Consider the following 17268-nt stretch of genomic DNA (forward strand, 5'->3'; position numbering starts at 1 on the left):
ACTGCTCATGTCCGCGAGCTATCACGCTGGATTCACACAGTGAATCCTACAGTGCCCGATTTGTGCAACAAAGCCTTTGGGGTAGACAAACCCAGTAGCCGAAAAGACGTCACGGATTTTGAAGACTTATACGTTGAGCTAGCGGAGTCTATTAACGAAACTTTTCACGAAAAGTACTCCGGCGAAAATCAAGCCAGAAGTGAAGATAAATCTAGTAGTACATCGCCAGAGGCCGAAAATACTAATAATTCGCAAACCAACGAAAAATCTAGCGAACGTATTAGCAATTATGATGTCGGAGAACTCGTAGCTAAAACAAATGAAACTTTTGAAGAGCAATTTTCTGAACTTTTGGCAGCTCAAATGTCTCGTGGTATATTGAGGCAAATTGAGCAACAGTACCGTGCGGGTTCAGGCGGGGAGCGTTTTTTCGATACGGCCCTAACTAGGTTGCGATGGATCGCGGCTTTCATTTTCTTAGCTGCGATTCCTATCGTCTTTGCTATCGTTTTTATCCTAGTCGGGGAGAGCTTTATTGTTCTGCGCGACTCATGGTCATTCATGACAGGTGCTATCGACGGATATTCTCAAAATAGTAGTGAGGGCAAAAAAGCACTAGCGGGTCTCTATGGGACGATTCTTTCGATGCTCGATATGATGCTTATTTCTGCACTGGTTATGATGGTTACCATAGGTGGATACGAAAACACTGTTTCTCGTATTGGAATAAGCCATGCTTATCCACGCTGGTTTGGCCGCCTTGATATCGGTGATCTGAAGATAAAGGTAGCGGCATCAATAGCAACAATCTCTTCTATCCACTTGCTTCTCAATTTCATGAGGATCGACACATATGAAAACGGGGAATTTGATCAAGATGTTATTATGTGGACAGCGATAGTTCATATTGTATTCGTCGCTTCCGCATTCATATTAGCCTACACGAACCGGCTTTCTCATGCGGATCACGAGCCCAAAGCACATTTGCACCGAGACAAGGACAATAGCGGTTCAAGTTCGCGCCAATCACTCGATACTTCCGCCTAAGAAGCCTACGCGATGGAACTATTCGTGAGCTGCGATGCATCTACCCAACGAAAAACGGCGGCCCCAGGGAGCCGCCGTTTCCGAATAAATCTGACAAGCAGAATTACTTAACTTCGACTTCCGCGCCAGCTGCTTCCAGCTTGCCCTTAACGTCTTCAGCTTCTTCTTTGGAGACGCCTTCTTTGACAGCTTTGCCGCCAGCTTCAACAAGCTCTTTTGCTTCTTTCAGGCCGAGACCTGTGATCGCGCGGACTTCCTTGATCACGTTGATCTTGGATGCGCCAGCAGATTTCAGGATTACGTCGAACTCTGTCTGCTCTTCTGCAGATGCGCCGCCGCCGTCCGCTGGGCCAGCCATCATAACTGCGCCGCCAGCAGCAGGCTCAATGCCGTACTCGTCCTTAAGGATTGTTTTCAGTTCTTGTGCTTCGAGAAGTGTAAGACCAACGATCTCTTCAGCAAGTTTTTTCAGATCAGCCATTTTGACTCTTTCCGTTTGATTAAGATGTGTTCCAACGTGCGCTATACAGCCACACGCCAGTCCTCTTGTTGTTTAGGCCGCGGCCTTGTCCTCGATCGTGGACAAAACGCCCGCGATGTTGCTTGCAGGTGCGCCAAGTGCACCGGCGATGTTCGAAGCAGGTGCCCCGATGCAGCCAGCGATAGAAGCAATAAGCTCGTCGCGGGATGGCATCTTAGACACGGCTGTCACACCGGCACGGTCCAGAGCGTTCTCACCCATTGCGCCGCCAAGAATTTCGAAGTTCTTGTTCTCTTTGGCGAAGTCTTCGGCCACTTTCGCTGCTGCGACAGGGTCCTCAGAGTAGGTAAGTACGGTCATACCCGTGAGATAGTCAGCAATGCTTGCGCATGGCTTTCCCTCAAGGGCGATCTTGGCGAGCCTGTTTTTGGCAACACGCACGGCTCCACCTGCTTCGCTTGCGCGCGCACGTAGATCCTGCATTTCAACAACTGTCAGACCGGCGTAGTGGGCTACCACAACGACGCCAGAGCTTTCAAAGATTTGGCCGAGTTCGTCGACCAATTGTTCTTTTTGTGCTCTATCCACAGTTTTACTCCAAATGTGGAGGGTTTCCCCTCCGGCTCAGTTATGCCCGCAACTTTCATATGAAAGCGTTAGGCGTTCGGGTCCAATTGAGGGTCCCGAGTTGATCGCCCGAGGTACTTAAATCCTCGAAAGTCTCGTCTCGTTCCCCATCTCAGAAAGGAATTATGAGAAGTCGCCCTCTCACCCTTCGTCTCGGACAGGACAGGGCCAAGTTAGCTGGCCCCGCCATCAAACAACGCGCCCCGAAGGACGCATCGCAAGAATTCTTTACTCTTCGTTTGCCGCAGCAACGTCGAGGCTTACGCCTGGGCCCATCGTAGAAGATACGCTGATCTTCTTCATGTAGGCACCCTTTGCACCGGATGGACGCGCTTTGGCGACGGCACCGATGAAGGCTTTAACGTTTTCAACAAGCTTGGCTTGATCGAACGATGCTTTGCCAACGCCCGCGTGTACGACGCCAGCTTTTTCAGCTTTGAACTGAACTTCGCCGCCTTTGGCCGCTTTCACAGCTGCTTCAACGTCCATAGTCACTGTGCCGACTTTTGGGTTTGGCATCAGGTTACGTGGACCAAGCACCTTACCAAGACGACCCACAACAGGCATCATGTCAGGTGTTGCGATGCAACGATCAAAGTCGATCTTGCCGCCCTGAACGATTTCCATCAGGTCTTCTGCACCGACGATGTCTGCGCCAGCTGCTTGAGCTTCTTCAGCTTTCGCGCCACGTGCAAATACTGCAACGCGCACGTCTTTACCTGTGCCGTTTGGCAGACCAATGACACCACGGACCATTTGATCCGCGTGACGTGGGTCAACACCAAGAACCATTGCGATTTCGACAGTTTCATCGAATTTCGCGCTGGCGTTTGCTTTAACCAATGCAACCGCATCTTCAATTGAAAGATTGCTTTTGCCGTCGAATGCCGCGCTTGCAGCGGCGAAACGCTTACCTTGCTTAGCCATTACTTTACCTCGATGCCCATAGAACGGGCAGAGCCCAGAATAATCTGCATTGCCGCGTCGATATCATTCGCGTTCAGATCTTTCATTTTCGCTTCTGCGATTTCTTTGACCTGAGCCACAGTCACAGTACCAACTGTCTCACGGCCAGGGAGTTTCGCGCCGGACTTCAGCTTTGCAGCTTTCTTCAGGAAGTAGGACGCTGGTGGCGTCTTGATGTCCATCGAGAAGGACTTGTCCTGATAGTATGTGATCACTGTCGGGCATGGTGCGCCTGGCTCAAGGTCAGCTGTCTTTGCGTTGAACGCTTTACAGAATTCCATGATGTTAATGCCGCGCTGACCCAATGCAGGGCCGACGGGTGGGGATGGGTTCGCTTGACCTGCAGGAACCTGCAGTTTCATCGTACCAGCTAGCTTCTTAGCCATGTGGCTTTCTCCTAATTCAACTCCGCGGAAACGCGTTTCCGAAGATACTGTCGCCGTGGTCTGGTTTGGCCATCGCGATGACCGTGCCTCCCACGGAAAAAAGGACAGAACAAAAGCCCTGCCCATGAGCCTCCGGCGCATAGTCCGAATCTAGAATAAGTGCAAATGATATTTTGAGCGCCGTGCAGAAAACCACTCCGAGCCCTAACTTGTCCAAACCGTGAAAAAGCCCCTGTTCGATCTTTTACGATCAAACAGAGGCTTTGTAAGGCTCTTTAAATGGAGAGCAGAGGCTCAATCAAGGATAACGTCGAAATCCAAACGGCTGCCACTCAGCTCATCTGTCGCCATTGACCGTGAAGGCGCAGCCATGATGATCTGGCCTGCATCAATCCCCTGCCCGACCAACATCGCCATCAAGGCTTTGGCGCGCAAACGACCCGTCGCAGGGTTTTCACCGATACGGCGATCATCAGAGTGCTGGCCGATCACACGAAGACGGGCATCGGGGCAATCCATCGCCATGCTCGCAAACAAGAGCGCCTGTGACACGTCGTCTTGCGACGCAGCAACGGAGCGCGGCGAATAGAAGATCTGAGCGTTGGAAATTGCACTCTCCAGCTCTTTCACGCAGCTTGAAGACGCCCAAGCCGCAGGTGTGGCTTTGAAGGTTCTTGCCGCCTGATTGGTCTCGACCACGACAAACTCAACGCGTCGGTCATAATAGGCGTCACCTCTTGGTCCGGTGACACCTGAAGGGCGCTTGCTGCCAAGACCTTCAGCGATGAAAATGTCTGTATCCAGACCCCTCGCTCCAAGACGTTGAATAACTTGTTCCGCACGCTGCTTGCTCAAACGCAGGTTCACCGCAGGATCGCCCGAAGGATCGGAGTGCCCTTCGACAATGATCTGAACCCCTGCACAGTCGCGAGCCAAGTCAGCGATCAAGCGGGCTTGTGCAAGCCCCCCTTCATCAAGTGTGAGACCACCTGCGGGGAAATAAACGCGTGCTTGCTCCGTCAGGGAGCGCAGATCGGAGACGCAGCTCTCTTGTGCAATCAACTTGGCCTGAGCATTCGCGAAGAATAATGCCGCTTCTTCACTCTCTTGCAAGGATGCGACTTGAACTGCAGGTTTTGCGGGTTCAACGACCGGCGCGACCGGAGCCTGCACCACAGGTGCTACGAATGGTTCAGGAGCGGGTGCTGCTTCTGGCTGCAGCGCTTGCAAGGATGAATCTGTCACAACGCTCAAGCGCGTCACAACATCTGCATCATCGATTTGATCTTGCTGTGTCGGCTGAAAGGCTCCAGATGCCACGCGCGGAGCCGCTTGGGCCTGTGCGTTGATGTCATACGCAACTTGCGCGGGCGCTTGCGTGACCTGCTCCGTAGATCCAGAGCGATCAAAAAAACCTGTAGACGCTGCGAAAACAATAGCTGCCGTGGGTGCAACCCATGGCAAATGGCTCCTCAACAAAGAAATGAACATAGTAATCCCCCAAATGTATTCGCGGCTTTGCAGCTTGCCGCTGTATGTTGTGCTCGTATTTATAAGTAGCGGCACAACTGGTGGCGGCGTCAACATCTCAAAGGTAGAAAGATACGCTTTTTACGCGATTTGATTCACTTCATTGGTGAGGTGAGTCTTTTATGTTGCACTTTGAGCAATGATCGGGGCCAAAAGCGCTTATTTTTAGCCAAAAACGCAAAAAGCGCGCCGTAGTGAGCGGCGCGCTTTTTAAATGTCTCAGTCTTAGTTTGGCTTAGCTTTGCTTCGTTACCTGAGTGTATTCTAGCTCAACCGGTGTTTCGCGACCAAAGATAGAGACAGTCACCTTCAGGCGCTGGTTCTCATCGTCGACTTCTTCAACCATACCGTCGAAATCTTCAAACGGACCATCATTGACCTTAACCTTCTCGCCCACTTCAAAGTGGATGATGTTGCGCGGTGCTTCCTCGCCCTCTGCAACACGGCCCAAGATCGCCTCAACTTCGGCATCACGCATCGGCATTGGACGGCCTTGTGGACCCAAGAACCCTGTGACGCGGTTGATCGAGTTGATCAGGTGGTACCCTTGGTCGGACATTTCCATGCGTACTAAAACGTAGCCCGGCATAAAGCGACGCTCGGAGGTTACTTTCTTGCCGCGACGGACTTCCATAACTTCTTCGGTCGGGACAAGCACCTCTTCGATGTCGTCCTCAAGGCCGTTCTCAATGGTCGACGTTCTGATTTGCTCAGCGATCTTTTTTTCAAAGTTCGAAAGAACGCTTACCGAATACCAACGCTTCGCCATCTGACACTTATCCTTGTCTGGACCCTAAAGGGTCACATTAATCTGTTGGCACCACACTGCATAGCGCGATGCGGCGATCTTCCAGACAAAATGCGTGTGCCGTTCGAATCTGAAGAGCTGTCATTTTGGGAAGATAGCAGCGCAATACCCTTGCCGCGCGGGCAATTCAAGGGCTGCTGTCAATTTTCGACAAAGCGCTCCTGGAGCACATTCCTGTTAGCTTAAGAGCCGAAGAAGCCCAATACGCTGGTAAGGCCAAAGCGGATAATGATATCGATGATCGCAAAGAACACGGCTGTCAAAGCAGCCATGATAAACACCATAATCGTTGTCAGCATGACTTCACGGCGCGTCGGCCAAACAACTTTGGCGACTTCAGAGCGAACTTGCTGAACGTACTGGAGCGGGTTGGTCATGGCCATTTTAGTGTCTTTCATCAAACGCGTTGTGTGTCACATACGCGCAGAGTGCGGCGGTTTCAAGACAGGTTTGCACCGCTTTTAAGTGATCTGAGCGATAGTAACCAAGAGGTGACAGCTGCACTGCTCAAAAAATTGAAAGTCATTCGATTTCGTCTTATCCTTGCTTTATTTTCGGTTCACCGCAATTTTCGTAAAGAGAGACCACCACGCTTTGGACGCGCTTACATCTTTTGCTCCGCTTATCGCCTTGGTCGCGCTTGTCTGTGCCGCGACAAGTCTGGGGACTGTGCCGATCAAAAAGTTCATTCAGGTTCAAGAAGCCAAGCACGAACTTAAACATGGATCACCGGGCTTTTTCAGAACGCTCTCTGGTTGGATCATTATCGTTTTATGGCTTGCGGCAATTTGGTTCATTGCGAGCATTATCGGGGACTGGTGGGCATTTGGCGATCTGGGAAGCGCGATTGCGCGTTCATTTCGACGTTTAGAAATATTGCTTCATATCCTTTCGGCGCTCGGCGATGGATAAGGTCGCGCCAATCGCTCAACGGGATTTGCTCTGCGCAAGCTGCGGCGGTCAATGTGTCTTCACCCCAACAAACGGCACCCTGACTTGCTTTAGCTGCACAACAGCACATGAGATTGCCATCGATCCAAATGCAAACCCCGCTGAAGAGCAACATTATCACCCTGATCTGCCCCATACAGAGCAGCCCGAGTTTGAAACTGACCGACAGTTTCAATGTGAAACATGTGCAGGTGCGGTGGTGTTCCATGGACATTCGATTTCTGAGAATTGTCCATATTGCAACGGTGCTTTGGTCGCAAAAAACAGTGATGAAAGCTATGCGATCCTTGGCATGATCCCGTTTTCGATTAACCAAGAAACTGCGCAACAAAATGCACAAGACTGGGTTGCGCGACGCTGGGCAGCACCCTCGGATCTTGGCGATGTAGTGGCGACTTCACGTGTTGCAGGGCTTTATGTGCCGTTTTGGACCTTCGATAGTTTGGAGGATGTGGATTATACAGTCTGGTACAAAGTCAAAAGCGGCGACAGGACTGTGACACGTTCCAAAGTTGGCGCGATGAAGACTGCATTTGATGATCTGCTCATGCCCGCCTCGCACCACATTACGCCACTTATTCGTGATGGGATTTTGCATGAATTTGACCCAGATGAGCTACGTCCGTTTGAGCCCGCGTATCTTGCAGGGTTCGCCGCTGAGCGACACCATCAAAGCGTGCGCGAAGGGCTATCGCACAATGCACCGGACAAAGCCCTATTGCTACGCAATCGGATCAAAGCCCATTCTGGCAAAAAACGCATTTTTGACGTGAGTTATAAAACAGATACGACGGGCATAAAGTATCGCCGCATTCTACTGCCTGTCTGGATTTTACACTACGAATATAAAGGCAAGCGTATGAAGGTCGCGACCTGTGGCTTGCATGGGCGCACTTTTGGCGAACGCCCTTTTTCGAGACCCAAACTACTGGCCTTTGCAGCAATCGCTGCAACCGCCGCTGCCGCATTCGGTTTCTTCTGGGGGGCCACAGGCATCTACTGAGGATCCACAGTGCTAACATGTGAGGAGGGTGGCTTTGGCAGGGGCTGAGGGACTCGAACCCACGACCCTCGGTTTTGGAGACCGATGCTCTACCAACTGAGCTAAACCCCTAAAGCCACTGCTCGTTTACGGCGGGGCGGTCGCCTTTGCAAGGGGCAATCTTCATCATAACGCTTGCTATGTGCTGGCGTGTTCCAACGCGGCAATATCCGCGCCAGAGATTGCAGCTTCATGGGCCAAAATTTTCTCAATCGGCCAATCCCACCATGCGATTGCTTTTAGCCGCTCGATATCAGCTGTCTTAAAGCGAGTCCGCACGACGCTCGCAGGGTTTCCCGCGATGATCGTGTAATCAGCGTGCTGACCTGTCACAACAGCCCCTGCCCCCACTATAACGCCATCACCCAACACGCATCCCGGCATTAATATTGCGCCCGTTCCTATCCAACAATCATTGCCGATCACCGTATCAGGGCCTGTATCAGGCATGGACGGACGCCCCTCGCGCGGACCACCACCGAAAATCGCGAAAGGAAAGCTTGAGATGCCGTCAAAGCGATGATTTGCAGACGAAGTGATGAACTGCACACCGCTGGCAATTTGACAAAATTTGCCGATTTTCAAACGCTCTGGCGAAAAATCGTACAGATAAGGCGCAAGATGTGCAGCCCAATCAACCGGAGAAATGTGCGCGGATGCATAGGTATAGGCACCCACTTCAATACGCGGATGCTTTATTGCTGCGGCAAGAAAAACGCTGCCTAAATGCGCGCTTCCATCAGCAAGGCGCACGGGATGCATCAGGTCAGGTGGCGGATAATCTGTCATCCCTTGATGATAACAGTAAAAGTGCCGATTGTACCTCGGAAATGTAGCTCCCTGAAGAGGTCAGCTTGGTTTCAGCGCGTCGATTTGTTGCCCTAAGCGGCAGGGCGAACAACCGAAAAACTCGGACTTTGCACGATCCCTTTGTCAAACAACCGCGATATTTCACGATCATCCATGCCTACAACGTCCCCCAATATTTCTTCTGTGTGCATGCCAAGTTGCGGCGCAGCACGCGGTGCTTCGCGCGGATGCTCTGAGAAACTTACAGGTGAGCTTGGTACGGGAAAAGTACCCAGCCCAGCTTGATGCAGATCTGTAAACATTGGATTGTCCGCACTGAGATCTTGATCTTCTGCCAAAGCCGCTTTGAGTGATCGGAATTGCGACCAAGTCAAACCAGCCGCATTGAACGCCGCCTCAAACGCTGCGACAGGACGCGCTGCAAACCAAGGTTTCAAAATCTCCGTAATCTCGTGACGCAACTCCCAGCGTGCGCCTTCTTGCATTAGGTCATGTCCGGTGCGCTTTGCCAGTGCATCCATCTGATCTCGTGTTTCAGTAATCTTGACCAGCCCGCGCCACTGACGGTCTGTCAGCCCGATGACCATGACGCGTTCACCATCCTTGCACACAAAGTCCTGACCATATGCGCCATATAGCGCATTACCTGCTTTTGCGCGCGGCGCTTCGTTTAGAGCCGCATCACCAATCATACCAAGGTGTCCCAGGGCCGCAGCAGCGACATCTTTCAAAGACAGTTCCACGTCTTGCCCGACGCCTTTACGCAAGCGATGGCGTTCAGCCGCGAGCAGACTTGATACACAAAGATTACCCGCGAGCAGATCCCAAGCCGGCACCGCATGTGCGACGGGATTAGTTGACCCTTCGGCACCGGTAATATCAGGCACACCGAGCGCGGGGTTTACTGAATAATCCACCGCAGGATTGCCATGGCGATCCCCTGTCAGGGTCACCATGATCAGGTCTTTTCGAAACTGCGAAAGAGTTTCATGATCCATCCAGCCGCGCACGCGTAGGTTGGTCAGGAAAAGCCCGGCATCCTCGCCGGGGGCCGTTATGATCCGGGTGATCAACTCGCGCCCTTCGTCACTTTTCATATCCACTGCGATAGAGCGCTTGCCTTTGTTCAAACCCGCCCAAAACAAGCTTTGTCCAGACGGGGCCAGTGGCCAGCGCTTAGCGTCTAAACCGCCACCAAGACGGTCAAATCGGATCACATCCGCGCCCATCTGCGCCAAAGTCATCCCCGCAAGAGGCACCGCAACAAAGGCTGAGCCTTCCACAACCCGCATCCCAGATAAAATTCCCATTATTCTTCCTCCCATTCTGCTGTGGCCTGCATGCCCTGATGCTGATCTCCAAGCGCGGTGCAGAGCGTTAGCTTGCGCGCGGCTTGGCCCTCAGGGGCGCTTTGCACCCCGATCAAACGAAGGTCGTTTTGATGAAACATCGGATGGACACCGCGAAATTTAAAACGGCTTGGCGCTTTGCCCGCCCATGTCCGAGCGGCATCCATAAGAAGCTGCGCCTGCAAAGGGCCATGCACAACGAGGCCTAGATATTTCTCTGCGCCTTTAGCGTAGGGCAAATCATAGTGAATACGGTGTGCATTGAATGTGATTGCAGAATAGCGAAACAGCAGTGCTTCACTGATCGGGACGGTTTGATCGATCACCACCTCTGTATCAAGCGACGCTGTGGGGACAGGTTTAGCGGGGGGCGGCGAGAACTGATCAGGGATATCCAAATAAACGATATCCTGTTGTTCTCTTACACAAAGCCCTTTGTCCGTGAAAATGTCATGCCTCAGTGTGACAAAGACCATCGCGCCTGATGCGCCATTTTTCTCGACAACATTCATAATGCTAGAGCGACGCTCAAGCGGTTCGCCAACATACAAGGGCTGATAGAATTCTAAGCTGCCCCCTGCCCACATACGCCGCTCAAGCGGGATTGGTGGGAGGAAACCACCTAATTTAGGATGGCCATCGGTGCCTAATTCGTCCATGGGCGCAGTCGGTGGAAAAGCATACCAATGCCACAACGGCGGCATGGGATCTGCGTCAGAGGTGGGTTTGAGTTGCGCTTGCAAGGTCGCGCGGATCGCGTGCGAAGCTTGTTCGGTCACGCAGCCGTGTAAGCGTTCTCTTCGACCGATCCAATCACTAAGATCGGGTGTGTGGGCGCGCGCAGGGTCTGAGTTTTTATCGTCTAGCATTTGCGAGTATATGCTGGTTGATCCAATAAAAATCAAATGATTTTAAACACTTAACGGAATACCACGGCATACCCAATCAGAATGCTATTGCATGCAGAAACGGAATTCTTGAACGAGCCTAGACCCTTGCGAGGATGCTGCAGAGCGGCATTTCATCCGATCGGTTTCTTGAAAAAAATTTGTGCTGGTCTCGCAAACAGAAGCGAAAGTGCTTTGAGTGGGTCGGCATGAAGTTTCTGGGCAGCGGGTTTAAGCGAGGTTTAAAAAAGAAAAACGGCACCCAGATTTCTCTGGATGCCGTCTGATTTTCTTGGCGCTGTCAGCACCCAGTTTAGCACCGGGTGCCGCTCTCCACGTGTTTTGCTTTTAGCAAAAACGTATGCCGTGCACTGTTTAAGTTCGCTTACGCGGACTTAAACTTACTCAGTGATGTTAGACACAACACCCGCGCCAACTGTGCGGCCGCCTTCGCGGATCGCGAAGCGCAGGCCTTGCTCCATCGCGATAGGCGCGATCAGCTCGACGTTGAACTTCAGGTTGTCGCCCGGCATCACCATTTCTGTGCCCGCTGGAAGCTCAACCGTGCCCGTCACGTCCGTTGTACGGAAGTAGAACTGTGGGCGGTAGTTGGCGAAGAACGGCGTGTGACGGCCACCCTCTTCCTTGGTCAGAATGTATGCTTCTGCTTCGAACTTTGTGTGCGGGTTCACGGACTTAGGTGCGCAAAGAACCTGGCCACGCTCAACCGCTTCACGGTCAACACCACGAAGAAGTGCGCCGATGTTGTCGCCTGCTTCACCGCGATCAAGCAGCTTGCGGAACATTTCAACGCCTGTGCATGTTGTTTTCTGCGTGTCTTTGATGCCAACGATTTCGATCTCGTCACCAACATTGATCACACCGCGCTCAACACGACCGGTTACAACTGTACCACGGCCAGAAATCGAGAATACGTCCTCAACAGGCATCAAGAACGGCTGGTCAACCGCACGTGCTGGCGTTGGGATGTAGCTGTCAACAGCTTCCATCAACTTCGCGATGGAGTCTTTGCCGATCGCATCGTCACGATCCTCAAGCGCTGCCAAAGCAGAACCCGCGATCACAGGGATATCGTCGCCAGGGTACTCGTAAGAAGAGAGCAGCTCGCGGATTTCCATTTCAACCAGCTCGAGCAACTCTTCGTCGTCAACCTGATCCACTTTGTTCATGTAAACAACCATGTACGGGATACCAACCTGACGGCCGAGCAGGATGTGCTCACGCGTCTGTGGCATTGGGCCGTCCGCAGAGTTCACAACCAAGATCGCGCCGTCCATTTGAGCAGCACCGGTGATCATGTTTTTGACGTAGTCGGCGTGACCTGGGCAGTCGACGTGCGCGTAGTGGCGTGTCTCTGTCTCATACTCGACGTGCGCTGTGGAGATCGTGATACCACGTGCGCGCTCTTCTGGAGCGGAGTCGATGGACGCGTAGTCCTGAAAATCGCCATACTGCTTTGTGATCGCAGCTGTCAGTGTCGTTTTACCGTGGTCAACGTGGCCAATTGTGCCGATGTTGACGTGCGGTTTATTGCGTTCAAACTTTTCCTTGCCCATGGTGGAGCCTCACAGATTAGGGGGTTCAAAACGAACCCGAATTACTCTGCCGCGCACATATTGGCTTAAGGAATAAAAATCAAGCGTCAGTTGGTCGCCGTCTCATCCTCGGCGGTTTCGACGCTTTCTGCGAGGTCCGTTTGCACTTCCTCAACCGCCTCTTCGACTTGCTCTAATGGCTCTTCAACCTCTGCCGCGGGCTCTTCAGCCACCTTCTCAGCGGCTTCTTCGCTTGCTTCAGGCTCCTCCCCTGCGCGACGCTTGAACCACTTTTCCTGACGGTGTTGGCGCGTGATCCAACGTTGGATCATCTTTGCAGCATTTTCGGAAAGTGCCAGCATCTGTTCTTCAGCAGTCTTGGTGAGACCCGAGCCAACGACAGAATCGCCATCCAAGTTTTCTAGGACAGTGATTTGTTCCGGTTCTTCATTCAGTTTCTTGCCAGCTGCATCGTCCCATACGGTCAATTTCAAAATCAAAGCAGACTTGGGCGACAACAAAATTGGGATGCCCGGCTGGGCAAGCACATAACCCTCTAAGGACACACCAAAGTGATAAAGCTGTTCACCCTCATAGCGCGAAAAGCGATCATCGATCGCCTTTGTGACGGATGCAATCCAATCCTCATCCGACGCTTCGCGAGACGCAGGACCCATCACTAAATTTGGCGCAACAACGACGTTATGGCCAAGTGCGAATTCACCAATTGGTGTAGGCTTGCCAGAGATATCATCTATGTTTTCGCAGGCCGTTAGAAACACAGCAGCAATCAGAATGGTAAAGAATCGAAACATGCAGAGAACCCCTTTGGCAGCCGCGCAGTGCTAGCGCAGTGCGGCCACGAGATCAATCAATCTAGGATGTAAAGCGATTGTCGCGCGGGAAACCGCGTGGTGCCATACGGCCAGAGCCAGCACGCTTGCCTTGCCATTCGGCCAATTCAAGCTCGGTGCGCGTTCGCCCTGCTGGGTCAAGCCACGATAAACCCTCTGCCAATGTGAAGGTCGTCACATCTGACATACCGCCATCTTTGTATTTTTGCAGACGCACACCTTTGCCGCGGCCCATTTCAGGCAACTCTTCCAGCGGGAACACTAAAACCTTACGGTTTTCACCGACAACCGCGACGCTATCACCAGTCACAGGCTTACAAACCCGCGCACGCGTGTCACCGCGCACGTTCAGCACTTGCTTGCCAGAGCGTGTTTGCGCGACGACGTCGTCTTCTGGTACCACGAAACCATCCCCAGCAGAGGAGGCAACCAACAAATTGCGCCCCGCTTTATGGATAAACAGATCCACGATCTCGGCTTCGTTCGGCAAATCCACAATCAAGCGCAGCGGCTCGCCCATGCCACGGCCCCCCGGAAGATTGGCCGCTGAAACTGTATAGAACCGCCCATTAGAGCCAAAGGCCAAAAGGCGGTCCGTAGTTTCGGCGTGAAATATGAAACGTGGGCCGTCGCCATCTTTGAATTTCAACTCACGGGTTAGATCGATATGGCCCGTCATCGCGCGGATCCAGCCCATCTCGGAGCAGACCACCGTGATTGGCTCACGATCAATCATCGCTTCGAGCGGCACGTCTTCGACTTCACCAGCTTCCGCAAACATTGAACGACGCGCCCCAGCGGGGTGGCCTTTGCCAAACTGTTTTTTAGTCTCGCGAATTTGCTCCGCGATACGACTCCATTGCAGATCGCCGCTGTTCAAGAGGTCATCCAGACCAGCACGCTCTTCCATCAAAGCGTCACGCTCGCGCTTTAGCTCCATCTCTTCAAGACGGCGCAAAGAGCGCAGGCGCATGTTGAGGATGGCTTCTGCCTGTACTTCGCTCAGCTCGCCCTCACCCTCCGGCGGGCCAACGTAGTCTTTTTCGCTCATCGCGCGCTCAAACGTGCGTCCCCAATCTTCACGCATCAGCGCAGCTTTGGGATCATCGTCATAACGGATGATATCAATCACGCGATCCAGATTAAGGAATGCAATGATCAAGCCTTCGAGCACTTCAAGCCGGTGATCAATCTTTTCCATCCGGTGCTGAGAGCGGCGGATCAAGACATCGCGGCGGTGATCAAGGAACGCGCGCAGGACTTCTTTCATCGAGCAAACTTTAGGCGTCAAACCATCGATCAAGACGTTCATATTTAGCGAAAAACGTACCTCAAGATCAGAACTGCGATACAGCATGTTCATCAAAATCTCAGGTTCAACGTTCTTGGAACGCGGTTCTAGCACAATGCGTACGTCTTCAGCGCTCTCGTCGCGGATATCGCCGAGGATGGGGATTTTTTTGGTCTGGATCAGGTCAGCGATTTTTTCGATCAGCTTGGATTTTTGAACCTGATAGGGAATTTCTGTGACGACTATCTGCCATTGCCCACGGCCTAAATCTTCGACCTCATACTTACAGCGCAAACGGAACGAGCCGCGCCCCGTGCGGTAGGCCTCAGCGATGTTTTCTTTCGGTTCAACAATCGTGCCACCGGTTGGAAAATCAGGGCCCGGCACGAAGTTCATGAGCGTGTCATCACGCGCGTCCGGCACCTTGATCAGATGCAAACAGGCATCGCACAGTTCAGCAATATTGTGGGGCGGGATGTTCGTCGCCATTCCCACCGCGATTCCGCTCGAACCATTGGCGAGCAGATTGGGGAAACTTGCAGGCAGAACAACAGGTTCTGTCAGCGTACCATCATAATTTTCGCGAAAATCAACGGCGTTTTCAGCAAGCCCTTCAAGCAGCGCCTCAGCGGCCAGGGTCATGCGCGCTTCTGTGTAGCGCGCAGCCGCAGGGTTATCCCCGTCGATATTACCGAAGTTGCCCTGCCCGTCCACAAGCGGGTAGCGCACGTTAAAATCCTGCGCGAGGCGCGCCATAGCATCATAGATCGCAGCATCACCGTGCGGGTGATAGTTGCCCATCACATCGCCAGAGATCTTTGCCGATTTCCGAAAGCCGCCGTTCGAGGACAGTTTCAGCTCGCGCATCGCATAAAGGATGCGGCGGTGCACAGGCTTGAGGCCATCGCGTGCATCGGGCAGAGCGCGGTGCATAATCGTGGACAAAGCATAGGTCAGATACCGATCACCAAGAGCGCGGCGCAAAGGCTCGCTCAGGTCTGGGACCAAGGGATCGTCATTTTTGGTATCATCGCTCATAGGGACGCTTCTAGCCGCCTCGATTCACAGCGGCAAGATGAGAAGCGCTCCAAGACGAGGGATATGTATTCGTGCAACGGGGAAATATATTAACTTTAAACCCCTCACACACATCGAGAATCAGGTATATGGATACCTAACGGGCGCGATAAGCGTCGAGTTTGGTTATGTATCCGGGGGGATCATGGGTAAGATCATCATCACTACATTCGCATTTATGGCGTTTGCTTTTTACGAGCTCAGCGGCGGAAACGAATTTGTTCCTATCGCTGACGAAAAGCGCGCGGCGCTTGCGATTGAGAAAGCCGAAGAAGAACGCTTGGAAGAAGAACGCTTGCTTGCTGAAGCAAAAGCAGAACGTCTTAAGGCCGAGCCACAAGAACAGATCGTCCTTGCCAGCGCGACGGTTTCCACCTCTGGTACAGTCGTTCAACAGGCAGCAGTAACGGCACCACTGGTCGAAGAAGAGAAAATCGAAGCGGTAACCGAAGTCGCAGCAGTCGTAGAGCCCGTTGTCGAAGAAGAACCCGTAGATATACGTAAAGTTACGGCCGCGCGTGTGAACATGCGTCAAGGACCGGGCCAAAACTTCAGCGTTGTCGCAAAGCTCAACAGCGGCGACGAAGTCGAAATTCTGCAAGATCCCGGCGATGGTTGGGTAAAGCTGAAAGTTCAGGAAAGTGGCCGTGTCGGATGGATGGCAGATTTCTTGCTCACGGCATCCAACATCTAATTTGCGAAGCTGGTTTCGCGTGATAAGCCCGCCCTGATCTTCAGCGGCGGGCTTTTTCATGCATGATGCACAAACTCAAAAATCCATTCTGATCACTGGCTGTTCTAGCGGCATTGGCTACGATGCCGCACATGGAATGCGCGCCGCAGGCTGGCGCGTTTTTGCGTCTTGCCGCAAACAAGAAGACTGCGCGCGCTTGGAAAGCGAAGGCTTTGAGAGCCCGCTCATCGACTATTCCGACACAAATACGATTACCTCTGGCCTCGCCAGCGTTCTTGACGCTACGGGCGGTACGCTTGACGCGGTCTTTAACAATGGGGCCTATGCCCAGCCCGGCGCAGTAGAAGATTTGCCACGGGATGGTTTGCGTGAAATTTTTGAGTGCAACCTCTTTGGTGTGCATGACCTAACCCGCGCAGTTTTGCCGGTGATGCGCGCGCAAGGACACGGACGGATCGTCAATTGCTCTTCTGTGCTTGGCCTTGTCACAATGAAATGGCGCGGGGCTTATTCGGCAACGAAGTTTGCAATGGAAGGTCTAAGCGACACCCTGCGCCTTGAAATGCGTGACACCGATATTGAGATCATTCTGATTGAACCGGGTCCTGTCACCTCTGACATTCGTGTCAATTCAATACCACATTTCGAGCGCTGGATTGATTGGAAAAACTCAGCCCGCCGTGCACAATATGAAAGCGCACTGATTGACCGGCTGTATGCAAGCACTGGCCCTGATCCGTTTGAGCTGCCTGCGAGCGCGGTTACTAAAAAATTGCTCCACGCCTGCACCGCAGCGCGTCCCAAACCGCGGTATTACGTCACCAAAGCGACCTATATCATGGGTGCACTGAGACGGGTATGTAGCACCCGAATGCTTGATTGGATCGTTTCCAAAATATAAAGCGCTCGCTT

Annotated in this window: 18 protein-coding genes and 1 tRNA gene; 5 read left to right on the forward strand and 14 right to left on the reverse strand. The window is 52.6% G+C overall.

Annotation, left to right across the window (positions count from 1 at the left end; all coding sequences use genetic code 11):
* The coding region (locus tag ACTG3Z_RS15735) for a YqhA family protein (RefSeq protein ID WP_439143975.1) at window positions 1-1047 on the forward strand (1047 nt) is incomplete at its 5' end.
* 103 nt (window positions 1048-1150) lie between these two features.
* On the opposite strand, the gene rplL is transcribed toward ACTG3Z_RS15735, so the two are convergent.
* From rplL to secE, 7 genes are all read right to left on the reverse strand, one after another.
* Window positions 1151-1528: a 50S ribosomal protein L7/L12 gene (rplL, locus tag ACTG3Z_RS15740; protein ID WP_375266125.1), complete on the reverse strand. Its 378-nt coding sequence runs from the start codon at window positions 1526-1528 to the stop codon at window positions 1151-1153.
* Window positions 1529-1600: 72 nt separating this feature from the next.
* A complete protein-coding gene (gene rplJ / locus ACTG3Z_RS15745; RefSeq protein ID WP_439143976.1) occupies window positions 1601-2116 on the reverse strand; it encodes a 50S ribosomal protein L10 in 516 nt (171 codons plus the stop codon).
* Between the two features lie 267 nt (window positions 2117-2383).
* Window positions 2384-3082 (reverse strand): 50S ribosomal protein L1, encoded by a 699-nt coding sequence (gene rplA / locus ACTG3Z_RS15750; protein WP_439143977.1) that lies wholly within the window; start codon window positions 3080-3082, stop codon window positions 2384-2386.
* Window positions 3082-3507 (reverse strand): 50S ribosomal protein L11, encoded by a 426-nt coding sequence (rplK, locus tag ACTG3Z_RS15755; RefSeq protein WP_439143978.1) that lies wholly within the window; start codon window positions 3505-3507, stop codon window positions 3082-3084. Before rplK ends, rplA begins: the two co-directional genes overlap by 1 nt.
* Before the next feature lie 294 nt (window positions 3508-3801).
* Window positions 3802-4998: an OmpA family protein gene (locus ACTG3Z_RS15760; protein ID WP_439143979.1), complete on the reverse strand. Its 1197-nt coding sequence runs from the start codon at window positions 4996-4998 to the stop codon at window positions 3802-3804.
* 274 nt (window positions 4999-5272) lie between these two features.
* Window positions 5273-5806: a transcription termination/antitermination protein NusG gene (nusG, locus tag ACTG3Z_RS15765; protein ID WP_439143980.1), complete on the reverse strand. Its 534-nt coding sequence runs from the start codon at window positions 5804-5806 to the stop codon at window positions 5273-5275.
* A 221-nt stretch (window positions 5807-6027) separates the two neighbouring features.
* Window positions 6028-6228, reverse strand: coding sequence for a preprotein translocase subunit SecE (secE, locus tag ACTG3Z_RS15770; RefSeq protein ID WP_375266132.1), 201 nt, complete (start codon window positions 6226-6228; stop codon window positions 6028-6030).
* 211 nt (window positions 6229-6439) lie between these two features.
* Between secE and ACTG3Z_RS15775 the strand changes: the two genes are divergently transcribed.
* Together ACTG3Z_RS15775 and ACTG3Z_RS15780 are read left to right on the forward strand one after the other, a co-directional pair.
* Window positions 6440-6757 (forward strand): hypothetical protein, encoded by a 318-nt coding sequence (locus ACTG3Z_RS15775; protein ID WP_439143981.1) that lies wholly within the window; start codon window positions 6440-6442, stop codon window positions 6755-6757.
* Window positions 6750-7799 carry a hypothetical protein gene (locus ACTG3Z_RS15780; protein WP_439143982.1) on the forward strand — a complete coding sequence of 350 codons (1050 nt, stop codon included), beginning with the start codon at window positions 6750-6752 and terminating at the stop codon, window positions 7797-7799. Before ACTG3Z_RS15775 ends, ACTG3Z_RS15780 begins: the two co-directional genes overlap by 8 nt.
* 35 nt (window positions 7800-7834) lie before the next feature.
* On the opposite strand, the gene ACTG3Z_RS15785 is transcribed toward ACTG3Z_RS15780, so the two are convergent.
* From ACTG3Z_RS15785 to ACTG3Z_RS15815, 7 genes are all read right to left on the reverse strand, one after another.
* Window positions 7835-7910, reverse strand: a tRNA-Trp gene (locus ACTG3Z_RS15785).
* Between the two features lie 66 nt (window positions 7911-7976).
* Window positions 7977-8627 (reverse strand): CatB-related O-acetyltransferase, encoded by a 651-nt coding sequence (locus ACTG3Z_RS15790; RefSeq protein ID WP_439143983.1) that lies wholly within the window; start codon window positions 8625-8627, stop codon window positions 7977-7979.
* A gap of 92 nt (window positions 8628-8719) precedes the next feature.
* Window positions 8720-9961: a CoA transferase gene (locus ACTG3Z_RS15795; protein WP_439144008.1), complete on the reverse strand. Its 1242-nt coding sequence runs from the start codon at window positions 9959-9961 to the stop codon at window positions 8720-8722.
* Window positions 9958-10866, reverse strand: a complete 909-nt coding sequence (locus ACTG3Z_RS15800; RefSeq protein ID WP_439143984.1) for an FAS1-like dehydratase domain-containing protein — start codon at window positions 10864-10866, stop codon at window positions 9958-9960. The genes ACTG3Z_RS15795 and ACTG3Z_RS15800 overlap by 4 nt, the downstream gene beginning before the upstream one ends.
* Before the next feature lie 419 nt (window positions 10867-11285).
* Window positions 11286-12461, reverse strand: a complete 1176-nt coding sequence (gene tuf / locus ACTG3Z_RS15805) for an elongation factor Tu (RefSeq protein ID WP_439143985.1) — start codon at window positions 12459-12461, stop codon at window positions 11286-11288.
* Between the two features lie 86 nt (window positions 12462-12547).
* Window positions 12548-13255 carry a hypothetical protein gene (locus tag ACTG3Z_RS15810; RefSeq protein WP_439143986.1) on the reverse strand — a complete coding sequence of 236 codons (708 nt, stop codon included), beginning with the start codon at window positions 13253-13255 and terminating at the stop codon, window positions 12548-12550.
* A 61-nt stretch (window positions 13256-13316) separates the two neighbouring features.
* Window positions 13317-15623: a DNA topoisomerase IV subunit A gene (locus ACTG3Z_RS15815; protein WP_439143987.1), complete on the reverse strand. Its 2307-nt coding sequence runs from the start codon at window positions 15621-15623 to the stop codon at window positions 13317-13319.
* A gap of 184 nt (window positions 15624-15807) precedes the next feature.
* On the opposite strand from ACTG3Z_RS15815, the gene ACTG3Z_RS15820 reads away from it, so the two are divergent.
* A complete protein-coding gene (locus tag ACTG3Z_RS15820) occupies window positions 15808-16356 on the forward strand; it encodes an SH3 domain-containing protein (protein ID WP_439143988.1) in 549 nt (182 codons plus the stop codon).
* Window positions 16357-16414: 58 nt separating this feature from the next.
* On the forward strand, window positions 16415-17257 hold the full coding sequence (locus ACTG3Z_RS15825) for an SDR family NAD(P)-dependent oxidoreductase (RefSeq protein ID WP_439143989.1): 843 nt from the start codon (window positions 16415-16417) through the stop codon (window positions 17255-17257).
* The last annotated feature ends 11 nt before the right edge of the window (window positions 17258-17268 follow it).

Source organism: Planktotalea sp., from assembly GCF_965659345.1.
GTDB lineage: Bacteria > Pseudomonadota > Alphaproteobacteria > Rhodobacterales > Rhodobacteraceae > Planktotalea.